The organism is Niallia sp. 03133 (assembly GCF_052663225.1).
Genome location: NZ_JBQTCY010000013.1, coordinates 50,070 through 75,547, shown reverse-complemented (window position 1 = coordinate 75,547; position 25,478 = coordinate 50,070). Strand labels below are relative to the sequence as shown.

Genomic DNA, 25,478 nt, shown 5'->3' with positions numbered 1-25,478 from the left:
AAGGAAACGGAATAAAAAACATGAAAAAAATTTGGATCAATTAAGAAGCAAGGTCCCATATTAACGATAATAATTTGTTAATATAAGACCTTTTTTTATTTATATATACTTTATAAAATTTGTCGTAAAAAGTCAGAATATTTTTATTTATCATTTTACTAAATTAAAGTATATTTAAATTAATATACATAGATAAAGGCAAACTCTTCGAAAGAGTAGGACGCAAAGCTGCAGGTCTAAGGTTGTTTAACTACGACGGCTGTGCTGCCTGAAATATTAAGTTATTTTAGGGGGACGTTTATAATGTTTTCTATTTTTGTTGATGAAAATGGACTAGACAAGGAATGGGCAGAATTAATTTTGGAAGCACTGCAAATTGGCATACCTATTGAAGACGTTAGAGACTTTCTTCAAAAACGATTTAGAAATGAGTAGTTTTTTTGTTTTAGAGCAACTATATGCTGTAATCAAGGGAAATAAAAACAATTGGTTTTTGGAGTAGAGCGAGCTATCAACAATCAGAGCATAACAAGAGAGTTTATGTGAAATCCTTCGTTTAGTTGTCAAACTTGGTGTATACCCGTTATAATGGCATACTTGCATCATAGCTATAAAGCTGTAGTTTATACTTGTGATAGTTTTATCCAATGAAGGATTTACATTTTAAAAAAAACGTTGCTAATACAAAAAACACCTTTACACCATTTGTTTTATAAGCCTTATGACTAATAATTCGTTCTCCAATCGTTCTCCAAGAACGATTGGAGAACGAATTATTTCTATAACCCATTAAGAGCAAGTATCAAAGCACCTGATATAAACAATGTGTTGTAGTGTATCCTGTATACTATGTACTATACTGTATAGATACATAGCACGTTCTTTTAGCATCGGAAGAGCGTAACAAGACTATGCATAAACTTCAATAAAATTAATTTAATAGAAGGAGGTACAAGTCTATTGATTTTTGATGTATATCTTACTGATTAAAATTTTTTTAAATCTTCTAACATATAAAACCATTTATTGCTATAATGTTATATAGTATATCGTAAAAACAGCTAGCGATAGGGGGGAACTTCTTGCTAAAGAGTTTAAGTTTCGAATTATCTAAAAATGATAATTTGCTATCAAAACTAGTAATACTGGTTTATAGGTATGGAAATTGGGTCTATTATCAAATGAAGGTCCCCATAATACGAGAATTATTATATTTATTATATAAAATAGTAGATTTAATTTTTCTCACAACGATTATCGGGGTGGAAATACCAGCAAAATGCAAAATCGGAAAAGGTCTTGTCATTGCGCATGGAGGAAAAGGTGTTATTATCAACCCAGAGGTAATAATAGGTGAAAATGCGTATATTATTCATCAAGTTACAATAGGAGCTATTGGCCAAGGAAATACTCCAATAATAGGAAATAATGTATTAATAGGGGTTGGAGCAAAAATTCTCGGTAAAATAACAATAGGTGATAACGTTAAGATTGGTGCAAATGCTATTGTAGTAAAGGATGTTCCCAGCGGATCTACTGCAATTTCACCATCTGCTACTATTATTAACAAAGAAAAAGGAGAAAAACTTGGAATAAGTTAATATGCACTATGCTTTAATTATGAATATAGCAGGGTAGCATTTTAATATACAAATCTCACCTCAGAATAATATTTATGAGTGAGATTTTGGTTAATTGGGATTCCAAAATTTTTATAGGGATATTATTAGATATTGCTTATCCAATATCATAAAAGTAAAATGAAGGTAAAAATGGGTTGTGGTGATATGAATGAAACGATTTGCAGACTATTTAATTTTAATCTTTTTTTTAACCTATGTTTTTAGCGCATTAATTCAATATCTTGTTTCTTTTGTTGGAGCATCTTCCTTAATAGTTTTTGCTAAAAACATTATTCCGGTAATAGTGCTATTAATTTGCTTAATAAATATGCTAAAAAATAACATTATTTATACAAAGTTTGCCTTAATACTCATAATATTATTGTTTTGTACTCTTATAGGGATATTAAATAATCTCCCAATCATTCAGATTATTTTTGGAATAAAGGCAGTGATTCCTTTACTTTCTTTATATTTGTACATCGTTAACTTTAAACCTAAAATTAATTTTGTTATGTGGTATAGAATTTTAGTTCCTCTTGTAGCAATTGGTATAGTTTTAGATAAATTTTTAACATTACCTTGGTCTAGTCTGGTGTTTAGCATAGGAGGTCTAGAAAGAGAAGTTAGTCGTCAATGGAATGCTTTCGGAATCGAAAGATTAGCTGGATTTCAAGCGTCTAGTGTTGATAGTGGTACAATTCTTTCACTTTTGATTCTCTTTAGATTCACTACCATATTCGTTGGAATTAAACAAAAATTTAATATATATGACATTTTAATATTATTAATAGGTTTATACTGCATTTACCTAACTACTTTTAAATCAGCGTATATTTATATCCTATTTTTATTAATTATTACTTTGTCCTTTAAACTGCATAAATACAGCCCTTGGTTTCAGTTAGTTACGAAATTTTCCATGTTAGTTGCTTTAGCTTATTGTATTGTTCCACCTGCATTGTCAATTTTCATGAAAAATTTTAAATTAGACTTTACAAATAGTAGTTTTATTTATCAATATTTATTTACAAGTTACGGTATGAGAATAACATCAACTTGGCCACTAGCAGTACAATTACTTGATGGTTCAATTGCAAATGGATACTTCGGTAGAGGAATCGGTGGGATAGGAACTGCGCAAAAATTTGGAGAAATGACTAGATATGCGTTCGCTGATAATTTGTTTGTTTACCTTTATGTATCAATTGGAACTATTACATTATTAATTGTACTATTTATGCTAAAGGTTATTCTATTTAATAAAGATAGCAATGATAAATCTTATTTATCATTTTCTCTAATACTTTTAGTATTAATATTTGGGGCTACAACAGACTTTATTGAATCAGTATTATTAATGTCAGTAATTGGATTAATATTAGGCGAATATAGTAATCTATCTTTAAAGGATACATTGAGTATTAGGCAGGAAAAGCCTCTATATAAAAACAATTTAGAAATCAGTTAAAAAAATATATTAAAATAAATGCAATTAAATGAAAATTAGAATCATAGGACAATCAAGCACTTCGTTATGAAGTGCTTTTTTTATAGGCAAGGAGGAATGAAAATTGCACTAAAAAACCTTATCAATGTAAATAGTGATAAAACCAAATCCACCACAATAAATCACCCCAATAAAGACTTCGGAATGGATTATTCCCTTGGATATGCAACATAACAATCGCAAAATTAAATAGTGGTATTAATGTTATTCAAGATGATCGAAATCTACGTATAAACTTGAATAGACAAGCAGCTATATTTATAAAAACTAAGATTATTATTATGAATAAATACCATTTTTTCCTTTTTTAAGTTTTTCCAATCAACAACCTCTTTTCATTGCGAAATATCAAAAAAACATTTTATTCTAAACGCTTGTACTGAGAGATTCCACCATCCTTTTTCTTCTTCCTACGAAACCATATACAAATTCCCTCCCATTCTTACCATCATTTTTCACAAAATTACTTCAAAAAGACTAGCCTAACTAGTGTCATTTTGGCTAGTTATTTCTTATAGCTTAATCTCTCTAATAGTAACATCGACATTAAACTTCCTAATTTTATCCATGAGCAATAGGATTATCTTCCCTTCCTCCTTTTTCGTCTTTTTTCCTTTTTTGCGATCCTTTGTTAGACTGTTAGTTAGCAATCCAAAGGAGTTGTTACTAGCATGAATAAACGAGAAACGTGGATTGATGTTGCAAAAGGGATAGGAATCATTCTTGTTATCATGGGGCATACAAGCAATGATATTGCCCAGCATTACTTTTTTTGGTTTCACATGCCTTTATTCTTTATTTTGAGCGGCTATACGTTCAAAGAAATTTCAAATACAACGGACTTTTTGGTTTGGCTTAAAAAGTTTACCAAACGATTAATGATCCCTTATTTCTCTTTTGGCATATTCCTTTTCACGCTTTATACATTTACCAAAATAATTACGAATGAATTTACATTAATAGATACTTTCCAGGATTTTAAGGATCTTCTTTATGGCGGACAAGTGCTAACTGGATATTTTACTGTGTTTTGGTTCATTACTTGCCTACTCTTTACACAGATCTTATTTGCGGCTATTCTTTTGTTTTTTAAATCGCATAAAAGCAGGATATCCATTATTGTACTGTGCTATGTACTGGCTCATATTGAAGCAAGCTTGGTCCCTGAGGATTTTGCTTTTCCTTTAAATGCAGATGTATCTTTGCTTGCGCTTGCGTATGTTGCGATCGGCTGGTATGTCAAACAATACGCAAAACACTTGTTCAAAAGTTATTCTGTAGCTCTCGCTATTCTAGGTGTTTTCACCTTATTATTGCTAGGGGAGCATTTAAACTTATTCGAATATACACTAGATATGAAAAATCATGGTTATACGAATGTGGTATTAGACTTACTTATTCCAGTAACCTTTAGTTTCACACTACTACTGATTTGCTATTGGTTGGCAAAAATACCAAGCGTCAATGTCTTTGCCAATCTCGGGAAAGTGACGATGCCAATCATGTACTTGCACATGCCTTTTAATCGAATAGTTGCCTTGGAGTGGGACAGTTACCATTGGTTGCTGTTTACGTTAATTGGACTAGTTGTTCCGCTGATTTTTTATAAGATTAGTGAAAAATATACGATTACAAAAGTGTTGTTTTTAGGAAAGCCGATATTCCTTAGAAGGAAGTTTATTAACTTCATATAATAAGAGTTTCAAAGACGAAGAGTGGAGCAATACATGGCACTTTTCGTCTTTGTTGTTTTTTTGCCGGAAGTTGTGCACCTAATTGAAAATGCCACTATTGCTTCAGATTACTTGGATACAGGAGAAAAGATGCTAAAACAAATTGACAAAAGAGTAAAAAAACTAAAAAATGGATATATAAACATATATTAACACTTAGTGAGGTATCATCTATCTTGAAAAAAACACTTAAGTATTTAACATTATTCACTTGGGCAGTTCTTTTTACCTATTTCTATGATATGTTCATGCCTAAAACAATCCTATACCTTATCATTGGCATCCCGGTGCTTATTATTAGCTGCCTTTATCTGTTGAGATTGTTTGAAAATAGGGAGCAGAATTAAAATGAAATGCGCCTTTATAAGGTGCCTGACCCCCAGTGCTTTAAAGTACAAAAGGGGAGGAAAGCGGTGAATGACAAAATGATCCTCCTTAATGGAATAAGACGAAAAAAGCGTCCAACATATAGGACGCTTTCCTCTATTCCTTTTATAAAATTAATTCACTCCTACCGCACTAAAGGCATTTGCAACCGTTGTTTTTTCCAAACTAGATGCGCCGTATAAATCTGCTGCTGATTGGACTAATGCTGCTTTTGCTTGTGAGAAGGTAGCGGACGAAGTTAAGTAAGTAGTATTTGCCCGATAGAAAATCGCACCTAACTTATCTACCCCAATTCCTTGTACAGTTATCCCATAATGAGTACCGCCGGCTCCAATTAAATAAGCAGCTTTGTTGATAATCCCGCTGTTTGTATGAACTCCACCATTATCAGAGGTTCCCGTATATCGTTTCGAATAATGGTCAGGATCTCCATATTTTGCAGGATCAGACATGGAGCGAAGGGCATCTCCTGCAATAGTTGGTGTATAAATATCCTCGCCAATATCATAGTCTGCTTTAGACGCTTGATACTTGTATTCTACTACTGTTCCAAAAATATCCGAAATGGCTTCATTAAGAGCGCCAGATTCATATTGATAGATTAGATCAGATTCTGAAGAAGTGACTGCATGTGTTAATTCATGGGCTACTACATCCAGTCCGCCGGATAACGGGATAAAATTATAGCCGTCTCCGTCGCCATATACCATTTGGGTTCCATTCCAGAATGCATTATTATAATTTTTACTATAATGCACGGTTGATTTCAAACTAGCTCCTAGTCCATCATAGGAATTGCGATTAAACGTATTTTTGTAATAGTCATACGTTTCACCTGCGTAATTATGGGCGTCTACCGCCGGAGCATCAAAGGCAGTCTTGAACACATTATCCGCATCTGCCCAAAGCGCTCCCGGCAGTCTGTTTCTATTTTGTCCATTATAGGTAAAAATTCCATTCCCTCTCGTATTGTCTTGAAGATAATAGACGCCGCTCGATAACGTAGTGTTTAATGATACCGTATTATTTGTTAAACCAGTGCCGGATCCTACTGCATTTGTCCCCGTCACTTCATCCAATGTATTATATTTATTTAAAATTTCTCCAGTCTGAGCAGAAACAAAATAATAGTAATTTCCTGGCTTTGGATCTAAAAAGTTTAGATTTACTTTATATGCATAATCCGCTTGATCATTGGCTGTAAATACAACTAGGTCAGACTTGGGTGTCTCTTCATATGTAGGAGTAAACCCTAAATCTTTCTGTGCTATATCAATCGCTTCTTTTGCCTTTATTCCTTTATTGGCTTTGCCGCTAAGCTTGTCCTCTAAATCAGCAACTACTGTACCAGACACTACATTCAACTCGCCTTTGTCGTTGATAACAGCAGACTGTGTAGAACCAAATACCGGAACCCCTTCAAATATTTGCTGCAGCTTTACCACCGTATTCCCTAAATCATCTTTGCTTTTTTTCTCTATCTTAAAAGAATCCTTTGCTTTTTTCGTTCCAAGCTTATAGGACTTCTTATTTTTATCAAAATAATCAAATAAGATCGTTTCTGCGGTTTGTGTGGAAGCTTCGCTTAAGTTTCCAGCATTGAATTCCAGGGAATCTTTTTCCTTATTATATTTCTCCACACTCAAGACGTTCTTCGCAGCCAATGCATTGGATTGAGGCAACACCGAAACCATAAGACCAAGAGACAAAACTGTACTTGCTACTAACCTTTTTTTCATTTTACATCTCCTTCTCCATTTCCTATTTGAGTATTTTTTGATTTTCTTTCCCCTCTGTAACATTACACTACTAAACTAGTAATAACTTTATTGAAATAACACCTCTCTTTCTATTTACATTAATAGAATAATTCACGATACCAACTTGATAGTCCTTCTATAAATGAGAGAAAATTACAAAAATTAATGAAATTACTTCTTTTTACCTAATTTAAATCTTTTTTATCTCGGGAAATAATCAAAAACACTTTTATTAAACTAGCTTTTTTATAAGGAAATACAAGAGATGTTTTTCACAACAAAAAAAAGAACTAGCTAGATTTCTAAACTAGTTTTTAAATAAGATTTATTCCATTCATCTTCACCCTTTCCTACACAAATGAAAAAAGTTCTATTTTTACACAAAATAAATTATTTTTATATATTTTATATCTATATTTATACAATATTAGAAAAACTTCTTGGCTTTTGTATTTATACTAAAAGAAAGGAGCATGGAAAATGAATTCCATGCTCCTTTTCTAAGACTAAAAAGCGGTTACATATATTTTTTTTAAAAAATAGCTGCCATTAAATTGTAATTTATTTATTCTTCTTTTGCTTAGCAATTCCTTCTTAAATTAAACTCTCCTTTTATTTTTAAAAAAACAGCTGATCTTCTTCAAGGAAAGCACCCTTTAGTTGAAGAAATAGTTAGTTTTCTCACAGACAAAAAAGTACATATAGTTAATTAATCTCTAATAAGATTACCGTCTTTATCAAAACGCTTGAATTTATAGGTAAGATTTCCAGCATTTTTAAAATAAATCCAATAAACAGACTTGTAATTCACTTTTAACTCCTGTTCTATTACCTGTTCATTTACACCTAATTCTATTTTAGCAATCTCATTTTCTTGATTAGTAACAATCATAAATTTTAATTCGTTGGATTCTTCATTCGATACGTGAATTAAATAGGAAGCAAATGATTGACCTTCACTTTGTGAATTTTTCACATTTCTAGTGAGTCTTTTAGAAAAGTGGTTAAATATTCGACATTGGTTATTTTTTTATTGCATTCGCTGCTATCGGCGCAAATAAGATTGCCGATGGACTTATAATAATCTGGATTTTTAGATTTTTTTGCTTTTGTAACGGTAGAAAAATAAGCAACCTCACCAAAACAATTACAGAAGGAACAAAGGTTTTTTTTACTAGTCGGTGCAAATTCACATTCAATGCCGACCATTTTTCCCTCTAGCTCATATACTATAAATTTTTTATTGGATCTTAGGTCGTTCCAGCTTAAATAGGTCAGCTGGCTGTGGTCTATATTTGATAAATCAGGCAGCTTTAATTTTTTATGTTTCGGAAACATTTTTTTCAGCTGCTGCTCGGTGATTTTTGGAAAGGACAGCAAATAGTCCGACAGAAGCTGGATATATAGCTCATACTCTTTATCTGTTTTCAATCTGGAAAGATCCAGCATTTCTTGTTGTTCCAAGGATACATTTGGAAAGAGGTCGAAGATTTTGGCATTGGCTAAGTCGATCACAGCAGCCAACACGTTTTGGGGTACGTTCTTTTTGGTGCTGTCCTTAATTAAAGCAATCTGTTTTTTGATAAAATTCAACTGTTCATTTTTAATAAATTTTTTGGTCATCACGTATATCTCCAATCATTTTGCTGCCGGCTCGTTACACTTATTTTAAACAATGCAGCAAACCTCTAAAATAGATAAAATGACTTAGAAACGTTTTTTACATAAAGTAAACTTCCATCAGTGGGGGTTTTTCCTCCTCCCCCACTGATGGTTAGTTGCACTTATCGGACCTTTACGGGCAGTTATCCCCCACCTAGCTTCCACGATCTCTCAGCATCCCCGAGGTGGGGGTTTTACTGCCCGTTAAGAGTGGGATAAAAACAGCACGGATGAAGAAGTTTCACCAGTGCTGTTCGCCTACTTTTTATGTGAATAAACAATTTTCTTAATGGTTTCCGTTGAAAGGTAATATTCCTCGGCTAGCTGATGGATACTGGTGCCACTAATAAAAGAATTTCTAATAGCAGCATTACGGCGGTCAAGCAGCCGTCTTCCTCCACTTGAAGTTCCCCATTTCCGATACTCCGTTTCCTGCTTAGGAATATAAAGGGTTTCCCCTTGAACATACTTTTGGATTTCTACGAGTAGCTTCTCAGGTAAAACTTTATTTGCATTCATATATTTCAATTTTGCCCGCCCCCTTATTTTGATTTTGAAAAAAATAAGGTGCAAAGCCAAAATATTAGAAAAGCTTGTTCAGCGATAAAAAATTAAATGTTTCGCCCCATGCAAAGTATCGCCTTTCTAATAATAGGCTTTGCATGAGTGGAAGTAGTACCAGACAATTTTACGTGATTGTCCACCTGTAAGCACCCCCTTTAATTTGAAATTATAGCAAAATTTATCATTCAATTGAATAGTTTTAGCCTCTTGTTTTTAATGGAGTTTTTTTATCCCACTCTTAACGGGCAGTAAGACCCCCACCTCGGGGATGCTGAGGAAACGAAGAAGCTAGGTGTTGAAACTTGCCCGTAAAGGTCCGATAAGTTCAACTAACCATCAGTGGGGGATGAAGAAAACCCCCACTGATGGAAAGGTTCACTTTATCAATTGGTTCCAAGACCATACTACAAGGAAAGTTTGCTGCCTTTGATTGTAAAGAATGCCACGAACCACTAGAAGGCTAAATTTTTATGTAATCTTTCTTTAGAGAATCCCATTTATATGAACCTTCCTTAACAATTACCATTTCAGCCCATTTTACTCCTGTATCTAAATCATCTCCTATATCTAAATCATCAATACTAGCTAACTTATAATCATAACCAATTATTTCGTTTGTAACTGCAATTAAATCATTTTCTTCGTTCGAATATTTATAAACAAAAACTAAATTTTTCTCATCTAGCATTTTAAATACTCTCCCCTTTATGAACATAGCTGTATTTTATATTATAACCAAAATTAAGGCAGTCAACTCGAAGGGAATTTGATGAGATTAAACCAATAGGAACTTCTTCTGGTTCCCCATAACCGACACATACATATTATCCCTATCTTAAATAAAAATACTTCCCGTTAATACAGCGTTTTGATTCCCCAGCATTTATAATGGAGATATCGAATATAATGGTATGTAAGCTTAATCTCGAGGGGGAATAATATGCTAAAATTTTTAGTGATCAGCCAAATTTTTTATTTGATTTGCATCGTGCCTTGGCTTGTTATTTTTGGTTTATCCTTTATGAGTTTTGACGGTGGTGTTAACTTCTTTAACGTTGCTTTTGTTATAGGAATTGGTTTATATCCAATTGCTGTCATCTTATGCTCCATTTTTGCCTGGTTTCTTCGAGAACGCAGCAAGCGAGTTGCCATTATTCTTAATTTAGTACCGATGCTATGGGTAGCAGGTTTGGGGATTCCATTGTTATTCCTTAATTTTTCATAAGAAAGGCAATGTCATTTATGATTACTCCTATTTTCCGCCATCAAGTATTTCAAATAGTTCTGATGACTTATTTTTGTCCAATTGAATATATTTACTTTCAGCATCTATTACAAGTTCCACTTTATCTTTATTTGGACTTATCCAAAGTTCATATAACACCGCTTTTGCTTCAATTTCAGGATTTTTAAATTGAAATACAAATCTGTAATCTGCAGGTCGTACCATATCTACTTTTGCATTTTCCCAATCAATATCGTCTATTATCTCTTTCACTTTTTTAACTTGCTCATTATTAGTAATTTCTTTGAAGTCTTTATATTTATTTTCATCACTACTACTCTTTTGAACTTCTATATTTTGTTCTTCATCTTCCATTACGTTTGAACAACCTGCTATAAAGTGATCCTTCCATCAGTGGGGGTTTTGTTCATCCCCCACTGATGGTTAGTTAAACTTATCGGATCTTTACGGGCAGTTATCCCCCACCTAGCTTCCTCGATTTCTCAGCATCCCCGAGGTGGGGGTTTTACTGCCCGTTAAGAGTGGGATAAAAATTGAAATTATTCCAAGAAAAGCAACTAAATGTTTAATATTTTTCAAAGTTATCTCCTCCTCTTTATAATAGACGTATGTTAATTGGAGAAGTCTCAAATTTTTCCTTTTTATTATATCTCTTTAAAAGCAACAAGCTTTGAGAAAACAGCCAAAAAGAAAAAGCACTCTTCGGAATGCTTTTTCTAGCCGTAATGATGGATTAAATATATTTCTTCAAAGAGAAAAATTGAATGATTGGATATGCGCATAAGCGATGCATAAGGCGATAAACAAAGTATAGTTCTTCCCGCTGCAAATAAAGAAAACGTCTATTATCCAAAGGATAAATAATATGATCAAAACAAAATAATAACTTAAATGGGCGCTGTTTCTCACAATTTGTTTTCCCATTTCACCTTTTTGAACTTTTCTTCTATTTATTGCTTTCTTATCTATCCCATATGTCTTAACCCCCACGGAGTTATATAGTTTATTGGCTGGTTTATCACCGGAAAATATTTTTATATTTCCCATCAATTGAAAATTAATCTGTTCTAATGTGATTCAACTGTTCTATCACTCACCATATACCATAGAGTGAAAACAACATTTTTTAGTATAAATCTAGAATAGATTTTAATCGGGGGTTTTGATTATGACGGAATACACGATTTTTGCTTTAGCCTTTGCAGCTTCTGCAGCAGCACCTGGGCCAGAAACGTTAGGAATTTTATCTAGAGCTTTGTCTGGCAGACTTTTTGCAAGCTTGCCTCTTGCTTTCGGCATTATTATGGGAAAATTAATCATGCTAACAGCAGCCCTTCTTGGTTTAACTGCCTTGGCGGAAATACTTGGGCCTCTATTCGTGGTATTAAAATATGTTGGAACAGCCTATCTATTATGGCTCGGCATAAAAAAATGGAGAAATGCTAGTAGAGCTTTTGAAATAAAAAAAAATCCAAACCCCATAAATTGGACTATCGAAGTAGGGCTGGGTCTTGCATTGACTCTTTCTAACCCTATTGCGATTGTTTTTTATATAGCACTCCTTCCAGGTGTAGTAGATGCCTCTAATGTCACATGGAACAGCTATATGATACTGTGTTTCATCATTGTTTGTATGATGCTTATTATTATGATCGGGTATAGTTTGATAGGAGCAGCTGCGAAAAAAATGTTCTCTTCCCCGAAGTTTAAGATACATCTTGATCGATTAGCCGGTACAATGATGATCGGCGCAGCAATCTTGATGGTAATTCGTTAAGTATGCTTTTATTTGTACTATATTAATAAAGATGGTTGGTTTAAAATGGAGAGAAAACTACAGGTCAAAACATTGTAAACTATTTTGTATATAAAAAACCAAAAAGTTGGACGATTTTAAGTATAACTAATAGATACAAGGAGTTTTCGTTATGCATAAAGACATGGAAAGTATTTTGGAAAACTGGGTTGAAAAAATAAAGGAAGATGAGTTCTATCTAGCTCATTCCTTTGATAGATTAATAGATAATAAAAGCAGTATGGAAGCATTTGAGTATATCCCTCATATGCTAGATGCCATACTAGAAACAAATGATGATTTTATCGCTTCTCAATTAATCTTTTATACCAACTGTATGTATGGAAAAGCGAATACAACAGAACTTCATCCTGTTTTCGTTTTAAAACTAGAAGAATTAGAAAGCCATATTCACCATATAGATGGTAATCATTCTAAACGCGAATATGAAGAAATGAAAAGAGATTTACGAATGACATAAAGTGAACCTTTCCATCAGTGGGGGGTTTTCTTCATCCCCCACTGATGGTTAGTTGAACTTATCGGACCTTTACGGGCAGTTATCCCCCACCTAGCTTCCTAGATTCCTCAGCATCCCCGAGGTGGGGGTCTTACTGCCCGTTAAGAGTGGGATAAACGTCTTTGCACTATCTTCTAGATAGTGTGTTTTTATCTAGATTGTGGAAAAAGATACCTAGAGAGGATAAAAAGAAAAAGAATTTTGCGAAATCCCCAGCATTTTTGCGGAAATTTTATTTTTTTTGCGAAAAATTAGGTTTTTTTGCGAAATTTCTTCTCTTTTTTGCGAATGCAATTTCTATCAGTTTCATTCCGCTTAATTCACTATTTGAACATCATTTATTGGCCAAATTTCCCTACTAATTTCCCCTAACTTTCTGGAGAACGTCATGCTTTCTATTTTTTGCATTAAATTTTCTATAAACAAGTTGAAAATAGTACGAAATGGATTATTTTTCAATTCAATACTTCTTCTCATCCATCCGATATATCTAGTGACAGCAAGCATATTTAGATTGAATCAAAGGAGAAAACCGTGTGAAATTACTCAAAAATATGACAATCACAAAAAAATTACTCGTAATTATAAGTGTCAGTGCGTTATCACTTAGTATTGTGGGAATGGTTGGGCTGAATTATATAAAAGAAATGGCAAAGGATTCTGAAAAAATGTATAAAGAAAATCTATTGCCTATCAGTCATCTGATGCAGTTCAGATTGAACACGAGAGCGAACGATGCCTACACGCTCGAACTGATGCTTACAAAAAATCCAACAAGAAAAAATGAACTATACAAGGAAATAGACACGAATTTGAATGAAAATAAGGCAATTGTTCGGCAACTCCAAAATAGCAAGATGGACAATAAAGAAGCGAAATTGATGCAGGACTTTGTAGAACAGGCTAAAGTTCTAGAAGCTTCTAGAGATAAGGTATTACAGTGGGCAATGTCTAATCAAAATGAAGAAGCCTATTCAGTCTATTCAAAGGAATTGGAAACGAACCGATTAGCAGTAACCACCATACTTAGAGAATTACAAAGCACTAATATTTCTATTGCTGAACGAATTAATCGGGAAAACCACGAGGGATTAAAGCAAGCGACTACCATTGTATGGGTCGTTATTATAACTGCTCTTCTTCTTTTATTATCACTTGGCTTTTTCATTGCCAAAATGATTATCACTCCAATAAGAGAAATAAAAAGTTTGCTTGGCAAAGCAGAAAATGGAGATCTTACAGTAAAAGGAAATTATCAGTCAAAAGACGAAGTTGGCGAATTAATGACATCTTTTAATCATATGACGGAGCAGCTTCAAGCTACTCTTGCTACGGTAAGTGATTCCTCTCAGCAAGTCGCAGCTGCTTCTGAAGAATTAAGTGCGAGTGCTGAGCAAAGCAGCAAAGCGAGCGAGCATATTACATTAACCATTCAAGAGCTGGCTTATGGTACGGATAAACAAGTTCAAACGGTGGAAGATAGCTCTAGTGTAATAACAGATATATCACAGTATACAAAAACAATGGAAGAAAACACCCAAAAAATGACACAAGGTGCCCATCATGCTTCTCAAATGTCATTAGAAGGAAATCAAGCAATTGAAGAAGTCAGCAACCAAATGAATTCGATCAATACTAATGTAAACCGTTTATCTGAAACAGTGAAAAGCTTAGATGAACGTTCTAATGAAATCGGCAAAATCACCGATGTTATTACTGCTATTTCATCGCAGACAAATTTGTTAGCATTAAATGCAGCGATTGAAGCGGCAAGAGCTGGCGAGCATGGGAAAGGATTTGCTATTGTTGCAGACGAAGTAAGAAAGCTTGCGGAAGAATCATCCAAATCAACCGAACAGATTTCCAAGCTCATCCAACTTATTCAAAAAGATACGGAAAGTACCCTTCAATCGATGAAAAACACGTCCGATGAAGTTCAGACAGGACTAAAAGTAGTGGATGTAGCAGGTGATTCCTTCCAAAAAATCGAAATCGCTATTAAGGATGTCGTCGTGCAAATAGAAGAAATTTCGAAAACGTTAAAAGACTTGGCAAAAGGAACAGAGCTAGTAAATGATTCCATCCTTGTTGTAAGTGAAGTAGCAGAAGCATCTGCTTCCAGTACCCAAAATGTTTCTGCCGCAACCCAAGAACAGCTTGCTTCCATGGAAGAAATCGCATCCTCTTCCGTATCTTTGGCTATGTTAGCGGAAGATCTTCAAATGATGCTTACTAAATTTAAAATCGGATAAATACGGAGGATTCGGGGGAAGGCTTTTGGGTGCCTTCCTTTTTTTCTGACTGTTTTTAAGCAGATTGTTAAACAGCACTGAATCTGCCTTTAATCTATTTACTTCCCTATAAGTTTAAATCCATACTATACTGTTTTTGTATCTATAAAAAGAAAGGGAGAAAAAGCAATGGGAAAACAAATATATATTATCCATGGGTACGGAGCTTCACCAGCCAATCATTGGTTCCCATGGTTAAAAGAAAAATTAATAACGGATGGTAATCAAGTTTCGGTTCTTCACCTGCCAAATTCGTCTGACCCCAAGAAAGAAGAATGGTTGGAAACATTAGCTGATAACATAAAGAATTCAGATAACAATACTTATTTTGTAGCACATAGCTTAGGGTCTATCACACTATTGAACTATCTAGACCAATTAGATCCGTTGCCGAGCTTTGGAGGCTTTATTCTTGTTTCTGGCTTTTCTGAACCATTATCACCCTTACCTTCATTAGATCCTTTTACAGATAAAAAAGTGGATGATAAAAAAATAATTTCTGCAACTAATTCACGTGCTGTTATTGCTGCCAAAAATGACTATATTGTTCCTTTTCAATTAAGTCAAAATTTATCAAAACAATTGGATGCATCATTTTACCCTGTTGAAAAGGGTGGTCATTTTCTAGAAGATGATGGTTTCACTACTTTCCCATTGGTTTATGATATTCTAAACAAAATGATGAAAACTGTATAAAGTGCCCCTTCCATCAGTGGGGTTTTTTCCTCCCCCACTGATGGAAAGCTTGAGTTCCACAGGATGTGGATCACACAAACGAAGACATAAGGAAGTGGCGACCTTAGTTTGTGTACCTCTATCGGACCTTTACGGGCAAGTTTCAACACCTAGCTTCCTCGATTCCTCAGCATCCCCGAGGTGGGGGTCTTACTGCCCGTTAAGAGTGGGATAAACTAATAAAATAATGTAACCTTTTATAGAACAAAAATTTCTGCTATTCCATATGAGGATACTTTCAGTAACTGCCCCCACACCCTATCAATTTTTTAAACTATCTTTTTTATTTAGACAAAATATACTCGTGAATCAAGTAAGGAGTTAAGGTGTTATTTAACTAATTTTTATTTGTTAGGAGTTTTGTAACATTCCTACGTTTGTTCTCATTATGTATTCGAGTAAATTATCTAATGCTGCTATTTACTAAAGCCGCCTCGATTTCAGTTTTCAATTCCACCGCCGTTATTTCAGTAGGATATTGATATTCTTTGTTATTGATAAAAACAGCAGGCACCATTTTCACATTTCTACGGATGGCTTCAGCAGTTACGTTTAAGCTAATTTCGGTATTTTGTGGTTCTTCTTTTAATTGGTATTTTTCTTCTAATAGATTCTTGATTTCTTGATTGTTCAAATGATCCCATTCCCCTTGTGATCCAAATAATTCCTTTAAGATTTCTTTCACACGCGATGGATTCTCATAATCTAGGAAGAGGTTAATTAACGTTCCATTTAACAGCATCTCTCTAGGCTTGTCATAATGTTTTACAATGAATTCAATTTGCCCATTATCTAAGGAGTCTTTTAAAACATCTTCTGCAATACCGTAAAATGACGCACAATAAGGGCACGCTAAATTCAAAAACACTTCAACCTTTACTGGAGCATCTTTCTGTCCAAAACTTAATAGAGACTTCTCAATCGGATTCGTCAATTCTCTCACTCTCTTTCCATAAAGTTCTAGTTATTTCAACAAATTATAACAATTCCTATAAGAATTATCAACATTAATTCCCATAATATTTAACTCCTATAATATTCAATTCTATATTCGCCTTCTAGATTGTTTGGAATAATGCTTTGAATGATAGTATTGTTAGTAATTTAGAAATTCCATCACCCATATAAGAAATCGGAACCTTTGTACCTAACTCCACATCTGCCAACTACTATTAATTCTTTTCCCATTCTCATCAACATTACTTGCCGTTTGATAGAAGAAAAGAAGAAAAGCACCCTATTCAGAGTGCTTTCTGCTGTGATATTCCTCCAGCTTTTTATACATACGTTCTTCTTATGTATTGTTTTCTATTTCATATCACTAATTTTCACTTCAAAGATAGTCAATAAAGCTATTGTTATTCCTATTGCTAATAACCAAGCTAACAGAGGATTTTTATGGTGTATTGGTAAAATAAAAAAAATAATTCCAGTAAAAATAACAGACCATCCCATGTTCCAACCATTATGATAAGTGATAAAGCCAAACTTACAGTTAGAATATTCTATTACTATAAATATGACTAACCATAATAAAAACCATAATGCGCGTTTTATCCAACCAGTAGGGAAATTGCCTAAATATATTAATACCGTTGCCGTGTAAGATATAGTCATTGCTAAAAGTGTAATCATCGTATGATTAGGTAAAATTAAATCATGAAAGAGCCACATTGTTTTATTGTAAAGCAAAAAATTATATAAAAAGTCTCCCATCATAAAGAAAAGAATGGTTGGATAATATTTTTTCCAATTCCTCCAATCTCCCCATATAACCCCTGCTATTATATATAATACATTTATTAAAATATACATATGTTATCCTCCAGAAGATTATTACTATAATTATCCAGAAATTATGAGGAGGAAGGAGATAAGGATCTGAGAGCTGAATTATTGCATCACAGTTCTTATGCTCCCACCTTCCTCTTTAGTGGAAGAGAAAAACACTTGATTCTATGCATTCGGTAATTTTTTCATCTTTATATTAAATAACTCAAAGTTCGCAGTTATCAATTCCTTTTCATGTCCCTGAGACAACTTGTTTTGCAGCAATAGAAAAGGGAGGTTGATTTTTCTATTTGGGTATTTTTTTAAAATTTATTGCTTCTAAATAGGGTGGTTGCTTTCCGTTTCAGGTTGCTCGCTTTCCGTGGGGCGTGCGATGAGCCTCCTCGGCTTCGCCTTGCGGGGTCTCATCTGTCCCGCTAATCCCACAGGAGTCTCGAACCTTCTACTACAATCAACTAGGTTTATCAATTGGTTGCGTCGCTGAATCTAGTAAAAACATCCATCTTTTAGAAAACTGACTCAGGTTCACCTGTTGGTAGAACAATGTTGAAAGTGGACATGAAAAAAATCAACTCTACTACTGTTTTGTAGTAAAACCTTGTTTTATCATGCTGTCTCTTCATCTTTCACTTTGCGAAGTTTGAGTAAATAAATTCATGATTTGCAAAATCCGTAATATCTATTGTGATATAAAAAGAACCAACATAATCTTGTCTACTCCTTATTTTGCATCTTTAAAAATATGTTCGTAATGAACTTAGACACGATAAACAAAACTACATAGAATAAAAATAAGTGGATGTAATTTACTCCATTAAACATGATGAAAAACGCAAAGTACTGCGGATCGCCTTAGAATAAATGCACCGACTTCTGACGCAATCGTTGCATAAAGATAAAAGCTTTTTTGAAGATTTAGCGTCCATTGATAAACAAATATAACTGCACACACCTTTTAAAAATAATTTACTTCCCATGCTAGGTTTTCCTATTTTAATAAAACAATTCTTATGACGATAACGCCTAGGGAAATCATCATTCTCATATTTGCCACAATTATTCGTTTTCTGCTTCTCCCCAAGCCCTTTTTTCATGAAAAAATGCACAATTAATGATATGATATTATCCGCTTGTCTATTCACGGAACCGATTCCTCTAATAAGGAAGAAACTCGGAAACATGAGACCATGCATTCTTAACAGGAGGATATTTCAATGAATATAAAACAAAAATTTCTACTTGGGTTTGGCGTTATCTTGCTATTTATTGCTGCGATTGCCTGTCTTGGTTATATAGGTAATGACAGGACCGATCAAAAATTAGCGGACATGATGAGGAAAGAGTATCAGTTAATTCAGCTGACTTCTGATATGGAGGAAAATGTCGCCAATCGTGTGATCCTTGCTCGGGGCTATGTGTTGTATGGCGATCCTGCTTATAAGGAAAAGTTTATTGCTGAAACAGAAAAAGCTGCTGTTTTAAAAGAAAAGCTGAAAACGGTAATGGGGGATTCTTTTGCTCTTCAAGATGCGGTGGCCAAAAGTGAAAAATGGGAAGGTTTAATCCTTCATCAAGTGATTCCCGCTTATGATGAAAACGGGTTTGATGTAGCCATTCCCATAATGGAAAAGTATTGCCAAACATGGTCAACGGATGCCAGAGACGCTTGGAGTGCAATCAAATCCAATGCTAATAATCAATTAATGCAGACATCTGATTCGATTATTGCTGATAATCATGTTCAAAAAAAATGGTTTGTAGGCATAGCTATCCTCACCACGCTTGCAGCAATTGTTGTTGCTGTTTGGATGTCCAAAAGCATTGTTTCTCCAATCCATGCGGTTGTCCATCGCTTGTCCAGCATTGCCAATAATGATTTATCAGGTCCACCTCTTTCTTTTAACAGAAAAGATGAATTTCAAGATTTAGGAAATGCCGTAAATAATATGATCCACAACCTAAGAGAAATGATTGCTAGCATTACGGAAATGGAGAAGGGTCTATTCACAGCTTCTTCTAAGTTAGTGGAAAATCAAGAGGCGCTAGAGGAAAAGGCGGAAACGATTCAAACATCTGTTTATCATGTATCTGGTGGTTCTCATATGCAAATGGAGAGTGCTGCTGAAACAGCGAAAGCGATGGAGACAGTGTCCAACCGAATGGAAGCTATTGCCCAATCATCTGTTGAGATGTCTAACTATTCACTGCGTGTTAATGATTTTGCTGCTAATGGGAATGAGATCATTCAAAACACAATTCAGAAATTGAAGGGGTTAGATGCCACTGTTTCAGACACAGCTGCTGTAATGGAAAAGCTTGGGCAGCAGACAAACCGGATTGGAGATATTTCTGCTCTCATTAATGATATTGCCGATCAAACGAATTTGCTGGCATTAAATGCTACCATCGAAGCAGCACGAGCAGGTGAGCATGGAAAAGGCTTTGCCGTTGTGGCAAATGAAGTAAGAATGCTTGCAGAACGTTCCAAACAATCTGCCGGAGAAATTGTTACCATGATATCGTCCATTACAGGAGATGCAGATGCAGCAGTTGGCACCACTGTAAAAAGCAAGGAAGAAATGGAAGCTAGCCTCCATTCAGCGAACAACGCCGGCCTTGCCTTTAAAAATATCCAATCTGCTGTTCAAAATATGACGGCACAAATACAAGAAGTTTCCTCTTCATCGGAGGAAATTTCCGCGGGTTTAGAAGAAACAGCCGCTTCTGTTGAACAATTAGCCAACATCGCAAAAGAAAACGCAGAAGCAATTGACTATGTTTCAAGCAGCACAACAAGCCAGCAGCAATCCGTAGAAAAAGTCGGCCATATTATAGAAGAATTAAACAGAATGTCAGGCGAGTTGAAAAGGATTATGGAGAAGTTTGAGATTTGATTGGGAGTTTTTGTGTTAAAGGAGGAAGGGTACGGTGCCTTCCTCTTTTTTGGTGATGGTAGAGGGGTGTGGACTCGCTTTTTTGAGTGGCATTGGAAACTATATTAGGTTTTATTGCGAAAAACTCAGTTTTTTTGCGATATCTCAATTTTTTTTGCGAAAACCCCTATTTTTTTGCAATATCTCCACTCTTTTTTGCGAATGAAAGCTTTAGCCTCTTCCTCCTTTAACATGTATAAGGAAAACGAAAGCAATTTTCTGCCCTTCCAATACCTTATTTAATCAATGAGTAAATATTTGTGTGATGGGGAACATCATTTTGGTGTAAGTAATTTCTTAAAACCCCTTCTTTTTCAAAGCCTAGCTTTACTAGTAGTTTATTAGATGCTTCATTTTCTGTGAAGACGACAGCTCCAATACGTATTAATTCTAGTTTATTAAATCCGTAGCTTATTACTTCAGAAACCGCTTCTTCAGCATATCCGCATCCCCAGTATTCAGGAAAAAGGGCATAGCTTAACTCAGCTTTTTTATGCTCAACCGACCAATTTTGCAACCCAATTGTACCAATAATGCTTTCATCCTCATTCCGCTGAATTCCCCACTTTATCCCTTGGTTCCCCTTGAAACTATCATCAAAATTTCTAATAATTTCCTTTACCTGTTCTATACTTGATAATGGCTGTTGTCCATAATACCGCAGTACTTTCTCATTAGAAAAACAATTTAAAATAGCTGGTGCATCACTTTCTGTTAATTCTCTCAAGACAAGTCGATCGGTTGCTATCGCAGGAAACATACTCCAACCTCCCCTTTTCTTCAATATGAATATTTTACCATTACCTAAATGTTAAAACAGGTCAAATTCAATTCATATTGAATGAAAGTTTCGTATTGGCCGATTCCCAGACTATTTCTTGATGAGGCAAAAAAATAAGAACTCAGTCTTCGTCACGTACTTTTTTATAAAACGGAGAAAATTTATCTCGTCTGCTTAAATAATGAGCCACCAAATAAATCAGTATCTGAATAGGAATTGAATAATGAAACTTCCATTTGGTCGGCACATAAACCCCCATCCATTGAAAAAATGGTTCTGCAATAAATGCTGAAAATAATGCAAACAAAACTGCCTTCAGAAAAGGATTGCTATTAGGTTTTATTTGCAAAAAGAATATAACGGTTACAGGCATTAAGGTAACATCCCAAGGAAAATATGTCGGAACAATCGGCAGCACATTAAATCGATAATGCCACAAACCAAATTGATCTCCCACTATATCAAGAGCAAGTGCAATAATGATGACAAAAAATCCAGCATAAAGAATACGATCCGTGCTTTTCTTTTTTCGGAAAATAAACCAAAGAATCCAAGGGAGGATGGATAACCCTACTCCTATCCACCATAAATCAGTAAAAACGACATGTTCCTTCCAAATATCAACTTTTTCTTGAATTAATCTATGTATGTCTGAAATATTATTATCAATCAACTTTTCAATATGTTGTTTATCTTCCATTTTGAACCTCTAGTTTTTTCATTATCATGCCATAAACGGGAGGTAACTATTCGCTTTAGAAAGGCAAAAAGGAGCAGCGATTGGCAGCTCCACAGGCTGTCGACAAACGCTCGACTCGAAATACAAACGTTTTCGATCAGCCTTTCAGTTTGTGCAAATACTACTTTGTCTACAATCTGAGGAGCAGCTTAAGCAGCTCCACTTACGAATATCATTAAATAAATCCCCCATTAACCCGTATTGTTTGACCACTGATCCACTGGGAGTCTTTGCTAGCTAAAAATACAACGGCACCTGCAATATCCTCTGGTTCCCCCAGGCGGCCGAACGCATTCATCCGGCGAATGCCTTCAATTTGTTCTTCTGTTTTTCCCACTGTAAACAGCTCTGTATTAACAGGTCCTGGTGCAACTGCATTAATCGTGATCCCTTTTGGCCCAAATTCTTTTGCCAACTGGCGGGTAAACTGTTCAACGGCACCTTTTGATCCTGCATAGACACTGTAAGCTGGGAAAATCTGACCGGCGACGGAAGTAGAGAAATTAATGATGCGCCCATTCTCTTCCATATATTTTGCTGCCTGCTGACACGCAAAGAAGGTTCCTTTTACATTAATCGCAAACATTTTATCAAAATCCTCTTCTGTAATGCTTACAATAGGTTTCGTTATCATGATCCCGGCATTATTGACAAGAATATCGATTTTTCCAAAAGCTTTGATCGTTTCTTGGAATAATTTCTCCACTTCGGAAACAGCACTAATATCCGCTTGGATGGCGACAGCTTCTCCATCATTTTGATGAATCTCCGCTGCGACTTCCTCTGCTTTTGCTGGACTGCTCACATAGTTTATGACTACTTTCGCTCCTTCTGCTGCCAATGTCTCTGCTATTTCTCGTCCTATTCCTCGAGAAGCTCCTGTTACGATAGCCACTTTTCCAGTTAATTTACGGTTCATTATTTCAACCTCCTATTGATAGAAATCGGATATATTTTATTTGTTGAATTGATTATATACTTTTAAAAGACAAATATCAACTGACATTTTTACATTTTTGTCATTTTGATAATAAAAAAGAGAGAGCATTACTATTCATAATTGCTCTCTTCCCCTTATTCAATACCTGACAACAGCAGCCTCCATACTGAATCAAATTCTTCATCAATAGATGAAAGGGACCATTCATATGCATGTGCGGGGTGATGAAAACGGGTTGTTGCACTAAATAATGCTTTCGCGATCTGATCTGGCTGTCCTATTCTGAATTTCTTTTGCTGCATTCCTTTTTCTATGATTCCGGATACCTGGATAATAAGGTTGTTTACATGAGTTGTGATCATATCAACAGCTTCTAATGTGACACTCGTATACATAGCAAACATTTCTGGATCCTCGTTCGCAAATTTCCTTTTCCTTTGCACTAATGTCTCAAACCACATTCGCAGCTGCTTAACGGCACTTTCAGTGGATTGTTTCGCAATTTGTTCTAATGGGTCCAAAATTTGCTGCTCCAGCCATCGCTCTGTTGTTGCCTCTCTTAAAGCCGCTTTGCTGGGGAAATGTCGATAAATCGTTCCATGGCTAACCTGCAAGGCACGAGCGACATCTACAACAGATGTTTTTTCGGGACCATAACGCCGCAGCACCTGTTCTGCCGTATCTAAAATGGCTTCTTTTGTTAATGGCAAGTCATTGGCCATACTCATCGAAGAGAAAACGAACTTTAACCTTAAAAACTGGCGATATCGTGCCCCTTCTTCCCTCCTCTTTTTTCTTTACATATACCTTATCATAACGAATATCAAGTATCAATATTGTTATTTTGTTATTAAGATGTTTTATTTTGTTTAATATGTAACTGAATTTGCTTTTTATGCTTTTCGTCATGTTCAATCATCCCAACAAAATACGCAGAAATAGTCATCTTCTTGTTGCCTGGATAAGGGAACTCAAATTTTTCTGGTGGTATTTTTTCTAATAACAAAATCAATTCTTCTCGAGTAGAAATAAACTCATCAATAAGATCTTCTTTCTTGATGCCTAACCTTGCATAATCAGATGCAGCTTGATTAGTTGCTTCTACATCTACTTGTACGGCAGGAAAGGCTTCTCCAGTTAGTAGAGGCTTGATTCTATTTTCTATGATAAATCGATCCCAAGAAATAAAATGGGCAATAACATCTGCCGTTCCCCATGCTCCTTTTTTAAATGGTTGAAACCATATAGAATCTGACAGGTTCTTTAATGAAAGCACCCATGCTATTAAACTCTTTTTTTCGTTTATTATCGCTTCTTTATTCATTAAACTTCTCCCTTAAGCAACGAAATTTATTACTTTTTTCCCCATTACTATTTTTCCGATTCCAGCTCTTTTCAATTATATAACAGAGACCTCCATGCTAATAAAGTGAACCTTTCCATCAGTGGGGGTTTTACTGCCCGTTAAGAGTGGGATAAAATTCGCACCATGGCACATGAAAAGAAGCAGTATCTCTATTTTTTAGCACAGAGCAGACGGATACACGAAGACTCCTATGGGATTAGCGGGACAGCCGAGACCCCGCAGGAGCTAGCGACGAGGAGGCTCGACGCCCGCCCCATGGAAAGCGAAGTGTATGCCGGCTGCGGACTACTCACAAGAACACCACACTTTTCAGGGTACATTTAAAGTAGAAATTAAAAAAAGAAAAACGACTTAATTGCACAAGTCGCTCAATAGATTGGTTGAGAGTCATATAACTCTTCGCTTTTATTAAAAACAATGATGATTTTCTTCCACTTTATCCGGATACATCCGATTAACCGCTTACAAAAATCTAAAAATATTTCATCTTAATTAGAAAAAAGAAAGAAACTCTACTTCCGTTAGAAATTTATTTATTTTGTATTAGTCCAAAACCAATCCCTGTTGGATCCACTAAATAAGCGAGGTAAAAGTCATCAAATTCCATTTTATCTCTTAAAATTACAGCTCCATTTTCTTTTGCCTTCGTTATCGCTTCATCTATTGAGTCTACTTGAATTTGAATTCGTGTTCCGTGCGGATGATCACTTGGACCTTTTCCAATGCCTCCGTTGATTCCAATAGATTCCTCTTCGCCAGTAGAAATAGACCAGTAATCCCAATTAGGCTCCGCCGCTTTCCAACCAAATACATTCGAATAAAATTTTATGGCTTTTTCAGGTTCTTGACTGCTTAATTCAAAACCTATTACTTTTCCCGTAACATTTCCCATAGATAACGCCCCTTTTCCTTTTTCTAACATTATAGAAAGATTGTTCTTCATTTTCAATTAATAGGCGTTTAATTTATTTTTGCCCAAGTATATTTTCTTCTTGACTTAGAGTCAACTCTAAATTGTAAACTTAGTTCCAAGATAACAGAAAGGGATGAGTTTTGATGAAAAAAGTTAAGAAAATGTATGTGGCTTCAAAAGAGGGTGCCAG

General features: G+C 35.0%; 26 protein-coding genes and 1 riboswitch. Of the genes, 11 read left to right on the top strand and 15 right to left on the bottom strand.

From position 1 onward, the window contains the following. Positions 1–187: 187 nt before the first annotated feature. Positions 188–272: riboswitch (cyclic di-GMP riboswitch) on the top strand. A gap of 31 nt (positions 273–303) precedes the next feature. The 5 genes from ACTYBU_RS17710 to ACTYBU_RS17690 all read left to right on the top strand — a co-directional run bounded on the left by ACTYBU_RS17710 (position 304) and on the right by ACTYBU_RS17690 (position 5,018). Beyond that, a complete protein-coding gene (locus ACTYBU_RS17710; RefSeq protein WP_445491742.1) occupies positions 304–435 on the top strand; it encodes an anti-repressor SinI family protein in 132 nt (43 codons plus the stop codon). 647 nt (positions 436–1,082) lie between these two features. Continuing rightward, complete coding sequence (locus tag ACTYBU_RS17705) at positions 1,083–1,601, top strand: serine O-acetyltransferase (RefSeq protein WP_445491741.1); 519 nt, start codon at positions 1,083–1,085, stop codon at positions 1,599–1,601. Between the two features lie 190 nt (positions 1,602–1,791). Beyond that, positions 1,792–3,093 carry a hypothetical protein gene (locus tag ACTYBU_RS17700; protein WP_445491739.1) on the top strand — a complete coding sequence of 434 codons (1,302 nt, stop codon included), beginning with the start codon at positions 1,792–1,794 and terminating at the stop codon, positions 3,091–3,093. Between the two features lie 710 nt (positions 3,094–3,803). Then, positions 3,804–4,826 carry an acyltransferase family protein gene (locus ACTYBU_RS17695; RefSeq protein ID WP_445491737.1) on the top strand — a complete coding sequence of 341 codons (1,023 nt, stop codon included), beginning with the start codon at positions 3,804–3,806 and terminating at the stop codon, positions 4,824–4,826. 33 nt (positions 4,827–4,859) lie between these two features. Beyond that, positions 4,860–5,018 (top strand): hypothetical protein, encoded by a 159-nt coding sequence (locus tag ACTYBU_RS17690; RefSeq protein ID WP_445491736.1) that lies wholly within the window; start codon positions 4,860–4,862, stop codon positions 5,016–5,018. Positions 5,019–5,365: 347 nt separating this feature from the next. Here ACTYBU_RS17690 and ACTYBU_RS17685 read toward each other — a convergent pair whose 3' ends face one another. The 5 genes from ACTYBU_RS17685 to ACTYBU_RS17665 form a co-directional block, all read right to left on the bottom strand. Continuing rightward, positions 5,366–6,991, bottom strand: coding sequence for a M4 family metallopeptidase (locus tag ACTYBU_RS17685; RefSeq protein WP_445491735.1), 1,626 nt, complete (start codon positions 6,989–6,991; stop codon positions 5,366–5,368). Between the two features lie 730 nt (positions 6,992–7,721). Next, on the bottom strand, positions 7,722–7,988 hold the full coding sequence (locus ACTYBU_RS17680; protein ID WP_445491733.1) for a hypothetical protein: 267 nt from the start codon (positions 7,986–7,988) through the stop codon (positions 7,722–7,724). Further along, positions 7,985–8,635, bottom strand: a complete 651-nt coding sequence (locus ACTYBU_RS17675) for a FusB/FusC family EF-G-binding protein (RefSeq protein ID WP_445491732.1) — start codon at positions 8,633–8,635, stop codon at positions 7,985–7,987. Before ACTYBU_RS17675 ends, ACTYBU_RS17680 begins: the two co-directional genes overlap by 4 nt. A gap of 297 nt (positions 8,636–8,932) precedes the next feature. Continuing rightward, positions 8,933–9,202 (bottom strand): CD3324 family protein, encoded by a 270-nt coding sequence (locus ACTYBU_RS17670; RefSeq protein WP_445491730.1) that lies wholly within the window; start codon positions 9,200–9,202, stop codon positions 8,933–8,935. 496 nt (positions 9,203–9,698) lie between these two features. Next, a complete protein-coding gene (locus ACTYBU_RS17665) occupies positions 9,699–9,926 on the bottom strand; it encodes a hypothetical protein (protein ID WP_445491728.1) in 228 nt (75 codons plus the stop codon). Between the two features lie 252 nt (positions 9,927–10,178). Between ACTYBU_RS17665 and ACTYBU_RS17660 the strand changes: the two genes are divergently transcribed. Further along, the gene (locus tag ACTYBU_RS17660; RefSeq protein WP_445491727.1) at positions 10,179–10,463 is read left to right on the top strand and encodes a hypothetical protein; all 285 of its coding nucleotides are present in this window, start codon (positions 10,179–10,181) and stop codon (positions 10,461–10,463) included. A gap of 27 nt (positions 10,464–10,490) precedes the next feature. Here the strand turns inward: ACTYBU_RS17660 and ACTYBU_RS17655 are convergent, their stop codons facing one another. After that, positions 10,491–10,838, bottom strand: a complete 348-nt coding sequence (locus tag ACTYBU_RS17655; RefSeq protein ID WP_445491725.1) for a hypothetical protein — start codon at positions 10,836–10,838, stop codon at positions 10,491–10,493. Positions 10,839–11,231: 393 nt separating this feature from the next. Then, positions 11,232–11,531, bottom strand: coding sequence for a VanZ family protein (locus ACTYBU_RS17650; RefSeq protein WP_445491724.1), 300 nt, complete (start codon positions 11,529–11,531; stop codon positions 11,232–11,234). A 121-nt stretch (positions 11,532–11,652) separates the two neighbouring features. Here ACTYBU_RS17650 and ACTYBU_RS17645 point away from each other — a divergent pair, with 121 nt between their 5' ends. From ACTYBU_RS17645 to ACTYBU_RS17630, 4 genes are all read left to right on the top strand, one after another. Further along, the gene (locus ACTYBU_RS17645) at positions 11,653–12,261 is read left to right on the top strand and encodes a LysE family translocator (RefSeq protein ID WP_445491722.1); all 609 of its coding nucleotides are present in this window, start codon (positions 11,653–11,655) and stop codon (positions 12,259–12,261) included. 151 nt (positions 12,262–12,412) lie between these two features. Then, on the top strand, positions 12,413–12,760 hold the full coding sequence (locus ACTYBU_RS17640; protein WP_445491721.1) for a hypothetical protein: 348 nt from the start codon (positions 12,413–12,415) through the stop codon (positions 12,758–12,760). A gap of 575 nt (positions 12,761–13,335) precedes the next feature. Next, complete coding sequence (locus tag ACTYBU_RS17635; protein ID WP_445491719.1) at positions 13,336–15,051, top strand: methyl-accepting chemotaxis protein; 1,716 nt, start codon at positions 13,336–13,338, stop codon at positions 15,049–15,051. A gap of 168 nt (positions 15,052–15,219) precedes the next feature. After that, the gene (locus ACTYBU_RS17630) at positions 15,220–15,786 is read left to right on the top strand and encodes an RBBP9/YdeN family alpha/beta hydrolase (protein ID WP_445491717.1); all 567 of its coding nucleotides are present in this window, start codon (positions 15,220–15,222) and stop codon (positions 15,784–15,786) included. Positions 15,787–16,228: 442 nt separating this feature from the next. Here ACTYBU_RS17630 and ACTYBU_RS17625 read toward each other — a convergent pair whose 3' ends face one another. After that, positions 16,229–16,759, bottom strand: a complete 531-nt coding sequence (locus tag ACTYBU_RS17625; RefSeq protein ID WP_445491715.1) for a thioredoxin domain-containing protein — start codon at positions 16,757–16,759, stop codon at positions 16,229–16,231. A 374-nt stretch (positions 16,760–17,133) separates the two neighbouring features. Beyond that, positions 17,134–17,640: a CBO0543 family protein gene (locus ACTYBU_RS17620; RefSeq protein WP_445491713.1), complete on the bottom strand. Its 507-nt coding sequence runs from the start codon at positions 17,638–17,640 to the stop codon at positions 17,134–17,136. 1,190 nt (positions 17,641–18,830) lie between these two features. On the opposite strand from ACTYBU_RS17620, the gene ACTYBU_RS17615 reads away from it, so the two are divergent. After that, positions 18,831–20,510 carry a methyl-accepting chemotaxis protein gene (locus ACTYBU_RS17615; protein WP_445491711.1) on the top strand — a complete coding sequence of 560 codons (1,680 nt, stop codon included), beginning with the start codon at positions 18,831–18,833 and terminating at the stop codon, positions 20,508–20,510. A 274-nt stretch (positions 20,511–20,784) separates the two neighbouring features. Here ACTYBU_RS17615 and ACTYBU_RS17610 read toward each other — a convergent pair whose 3' ends face one another. The 6 genes from ACTYBU_RS17610 to ACTYBU_RS17585 form a co-directional block, all read right to left on the bottom strand. Beyond that, positions 20,785–21,309 (bottom strand): GNAT family N-acetyltransferase, encoded by a 525-nt coding sequence (locus tag ACTYBU_RS17610; protein ID WP_445491709.1) that lies wholly within the window; start codon positions 21,307–21,309, stop codon positions 20,785–20,787. A gap of 142 nt (positions 21,310–21,451) precedes the next feature. Further along, positions 21,452–22,030 (bottom strand): CBO0543 family protein, encoded by a 579-nt coding sequence (locus tag ACTYBU_RS17605; protein WP_445491707.1) that lies wholly within the window; start codon positions 22,028–22,030, stop codon positions 21,452–21,454. A gap of 214 nt (positions 22,031–22,244) precedes the next feature. Continuing rightward, positions 22,245–22,988, bottom strand: coding sequence for an SDR family oxidoreductase (locus tag ACTYBU_RS17600; RefSeq protein WP_445491706.1), 744 nt, complete (start codon positions 22,986–22,988; stop codon positions 22,245–22,247). Positions 22,989–23,143: 155 nt separating this feature from the next. Then, entirely contained in the window at positions 23,144–23,737 is a 594-nt protein-coding gene (locus tag ACTYBU_RS17595) for a TetR family transcriptional regulator (protein WP_445491705.1), read from the bottom strand. A 122-nt stretch (positions 23,738–23,859) separates the two neighbouring features. Further along, positions 23,860–24,333 carry a DinB family protein gene (locus tag ACTYBU_RS17590; protein ID WP_445491704.1) on the bottom strand — a complete coding sequence of 158 codons (474 nt, stop codon included), beginning with the start codon at positions 24,331–24,333 and terminating at the stop codon, positions 23,860–23,862. A 571-nt stretch (positions 24,334–24,904) separates the two neighbouring features. Next, positions 24,905–25,297, bottom strand: coding sequence for a VOC family protein (locus tag ACTYBU_RS17585; RefSeq protein WP_445491702.1), 393 nt, complete (start codon positions 25,295–25,297; stop codon positions 24,905–24,907). Positions 25,298–25,478: the final 181 nt, after the last annotated feature.

What these genes read in the sequence shown, in the direction of transcription:
- ACTYBU_RS17675 (WP_445491732.1), bottom strand. Translation starts at nt 8,635, where the DNA reads ATGACCAAAAAATTTATTAAAAATGAACAGTTGAATTTTATCAAAAAA.
- ACTYBU_RS17620 (WP_445491713.1), bottom strand. Translation starts at nt 17,640, where the DNA reads ATGTATATTTTAATAAATGTATTATATATAATAGCAGGGGTTATATGG.
- ACTYBU_RS17690 (WP_445491736.1), top strand. Translation starts at nt 4,860, where the DNA reads ATGGCACTTTTCGTCTTTGTTGTTTTTTTGCCGGAAGTTGTGCACCTA.
- ACTYBU_RS17640 (WP_445491721.1), top strand. Translation starts at nt 12,413, where the DNA reads ATGCATAAAGACATGGAAAGTATTTTGGAAAACTGGGTTGAAAAAATA.
- ACTYBU_RS17665 (WP_445491728.1), bottom strand. Translation starts at nt 9,926, where the DNA reads ATGCTAGATGAGAAAAATTTAGTTTTTGTTTATAAATATTCGAACGAA.
- ACTYBU_RS17605 (WP_445491707.1), bottom strand. Translation starts at nt 22,030, where the DNA reads ATGGAAGATAAACAACATATTGAAAAGTTGATTGATAATAATATTTCA.
- ACTYBU_RS17585 (WP_445491702.1), bottom strand. Translation starts at nt 25,297, where the DNA reads ATGTTAGAAAAAGGAAAAGGGGCGTTATCTATGGGAAATGTTACGGGA.
- ACTYBU_RS17710 (WP_445491742.1), top strand. Translation starts at nt 304, where the DNA reads ATGTTTTCTATTTTTGTTGATGAAAATGGACTAGACAAGGAATGGGCA.
- ACTYBU_RS17650 (WP_445491724.1), bottom strand. Translation starts at nt 11,531, where the DNA reads ATGGGAAATATAAAAATATTTTCCGGTGATAAACCAGCCAATAAACTA.
- ACTYBU_RS17660 (WP_445491727.1), top strand. Translation starts at nt 10,179, where the DNA reads ATGCTAAAATTTTTAGTGATCAGCCAAATTTTTTATTTGATTTGCATC.
- ACTYBU_RS17610 (WP_445491709.1), bottom strand. Translation starts at nt 21,309, where the DNA reads ATGTTTCCTGCGATAGCAACCGATCGACTTGTCTTGAGAGAATTAACA.
- ACTYBU_RS17630 (WP_445491717.1), top strand. Translation starts at nt 15,220, where the DNA reads ATGGGAAAACAAATATATATTATCCATGGGTACGGAGCTTCACCAGCC.
- ACTYBU_RS17595 (WP_445491705.1), bottom strand. Translation starts at nt 23,737, where the DNA reads ATGAGTATGGCCAATGACTTGCCATTAACAAAAGAAGCCATTTTAGAT.
- ACTYBU_RS17615 (WP_445491711.1), top strand. Translation starts at nt 18,831, where the DNA reads ATGAATATAAAACAAAAATTTCTACTTGGGTTTGGCGTTATCTTGCTA.
- ACTYBU_RS17645 (WP_445491722.1), top strand. Translation starts at nt 11,653, where the DNA reads ATGACGGAATACACGATTTTTGCTTTAGCCTTTGCAGCTTCTGCAGCA.
- ACTYBU_RS17685 (WP_445491735.1), bottom strand. Translation starts at nt 6,991, where the DNA reads ATGAAAAAAAGGTTAGTAGCAAGTACAGTTTTGTCTCTTGGTCTTATG.
- ACTYBU_RS17700 (WP_445491739.1), top strand. Translation starts at nt 1,792, where the DNA reads ATGAAACGATTTGCAGACTATTTAATTTTAATCTTTTTTTTAACCTAT.
- ACTYBU_RS17655 (WP_445491725.1), bottom strand. Translation starts at nt 10,838, where the DNA reads ATGGAAGATGAAGAACAAAATATAGAAGTTCAAAAGAGTAGTAGTGAT.
- ACTYBU_RS17600 (WP_445491706.1), bottom strand. Translation starts at nt 22,988, where the DNA reads ATGAACCGTAAATTAACTGGAAAAGTGGCTATCGTAACAGGAGCTTCT.
- ACTYBU_RS17695 (WP_445491737.1), top strand. Translation starts at nt 3,804, where the DNA reads ATGAATAAACGAGAAACGTGGATTGATGTTGCAAAAGGGATAGGAATC.
- ACTYBU_RS17590 (WP_445491704.1), bottom strand. Translation starts at nt 24,333, where the DNA reads ATGAATAAAGAAGCGATAATAAACGAAAAAAAGAGTTTAATAGCATGG.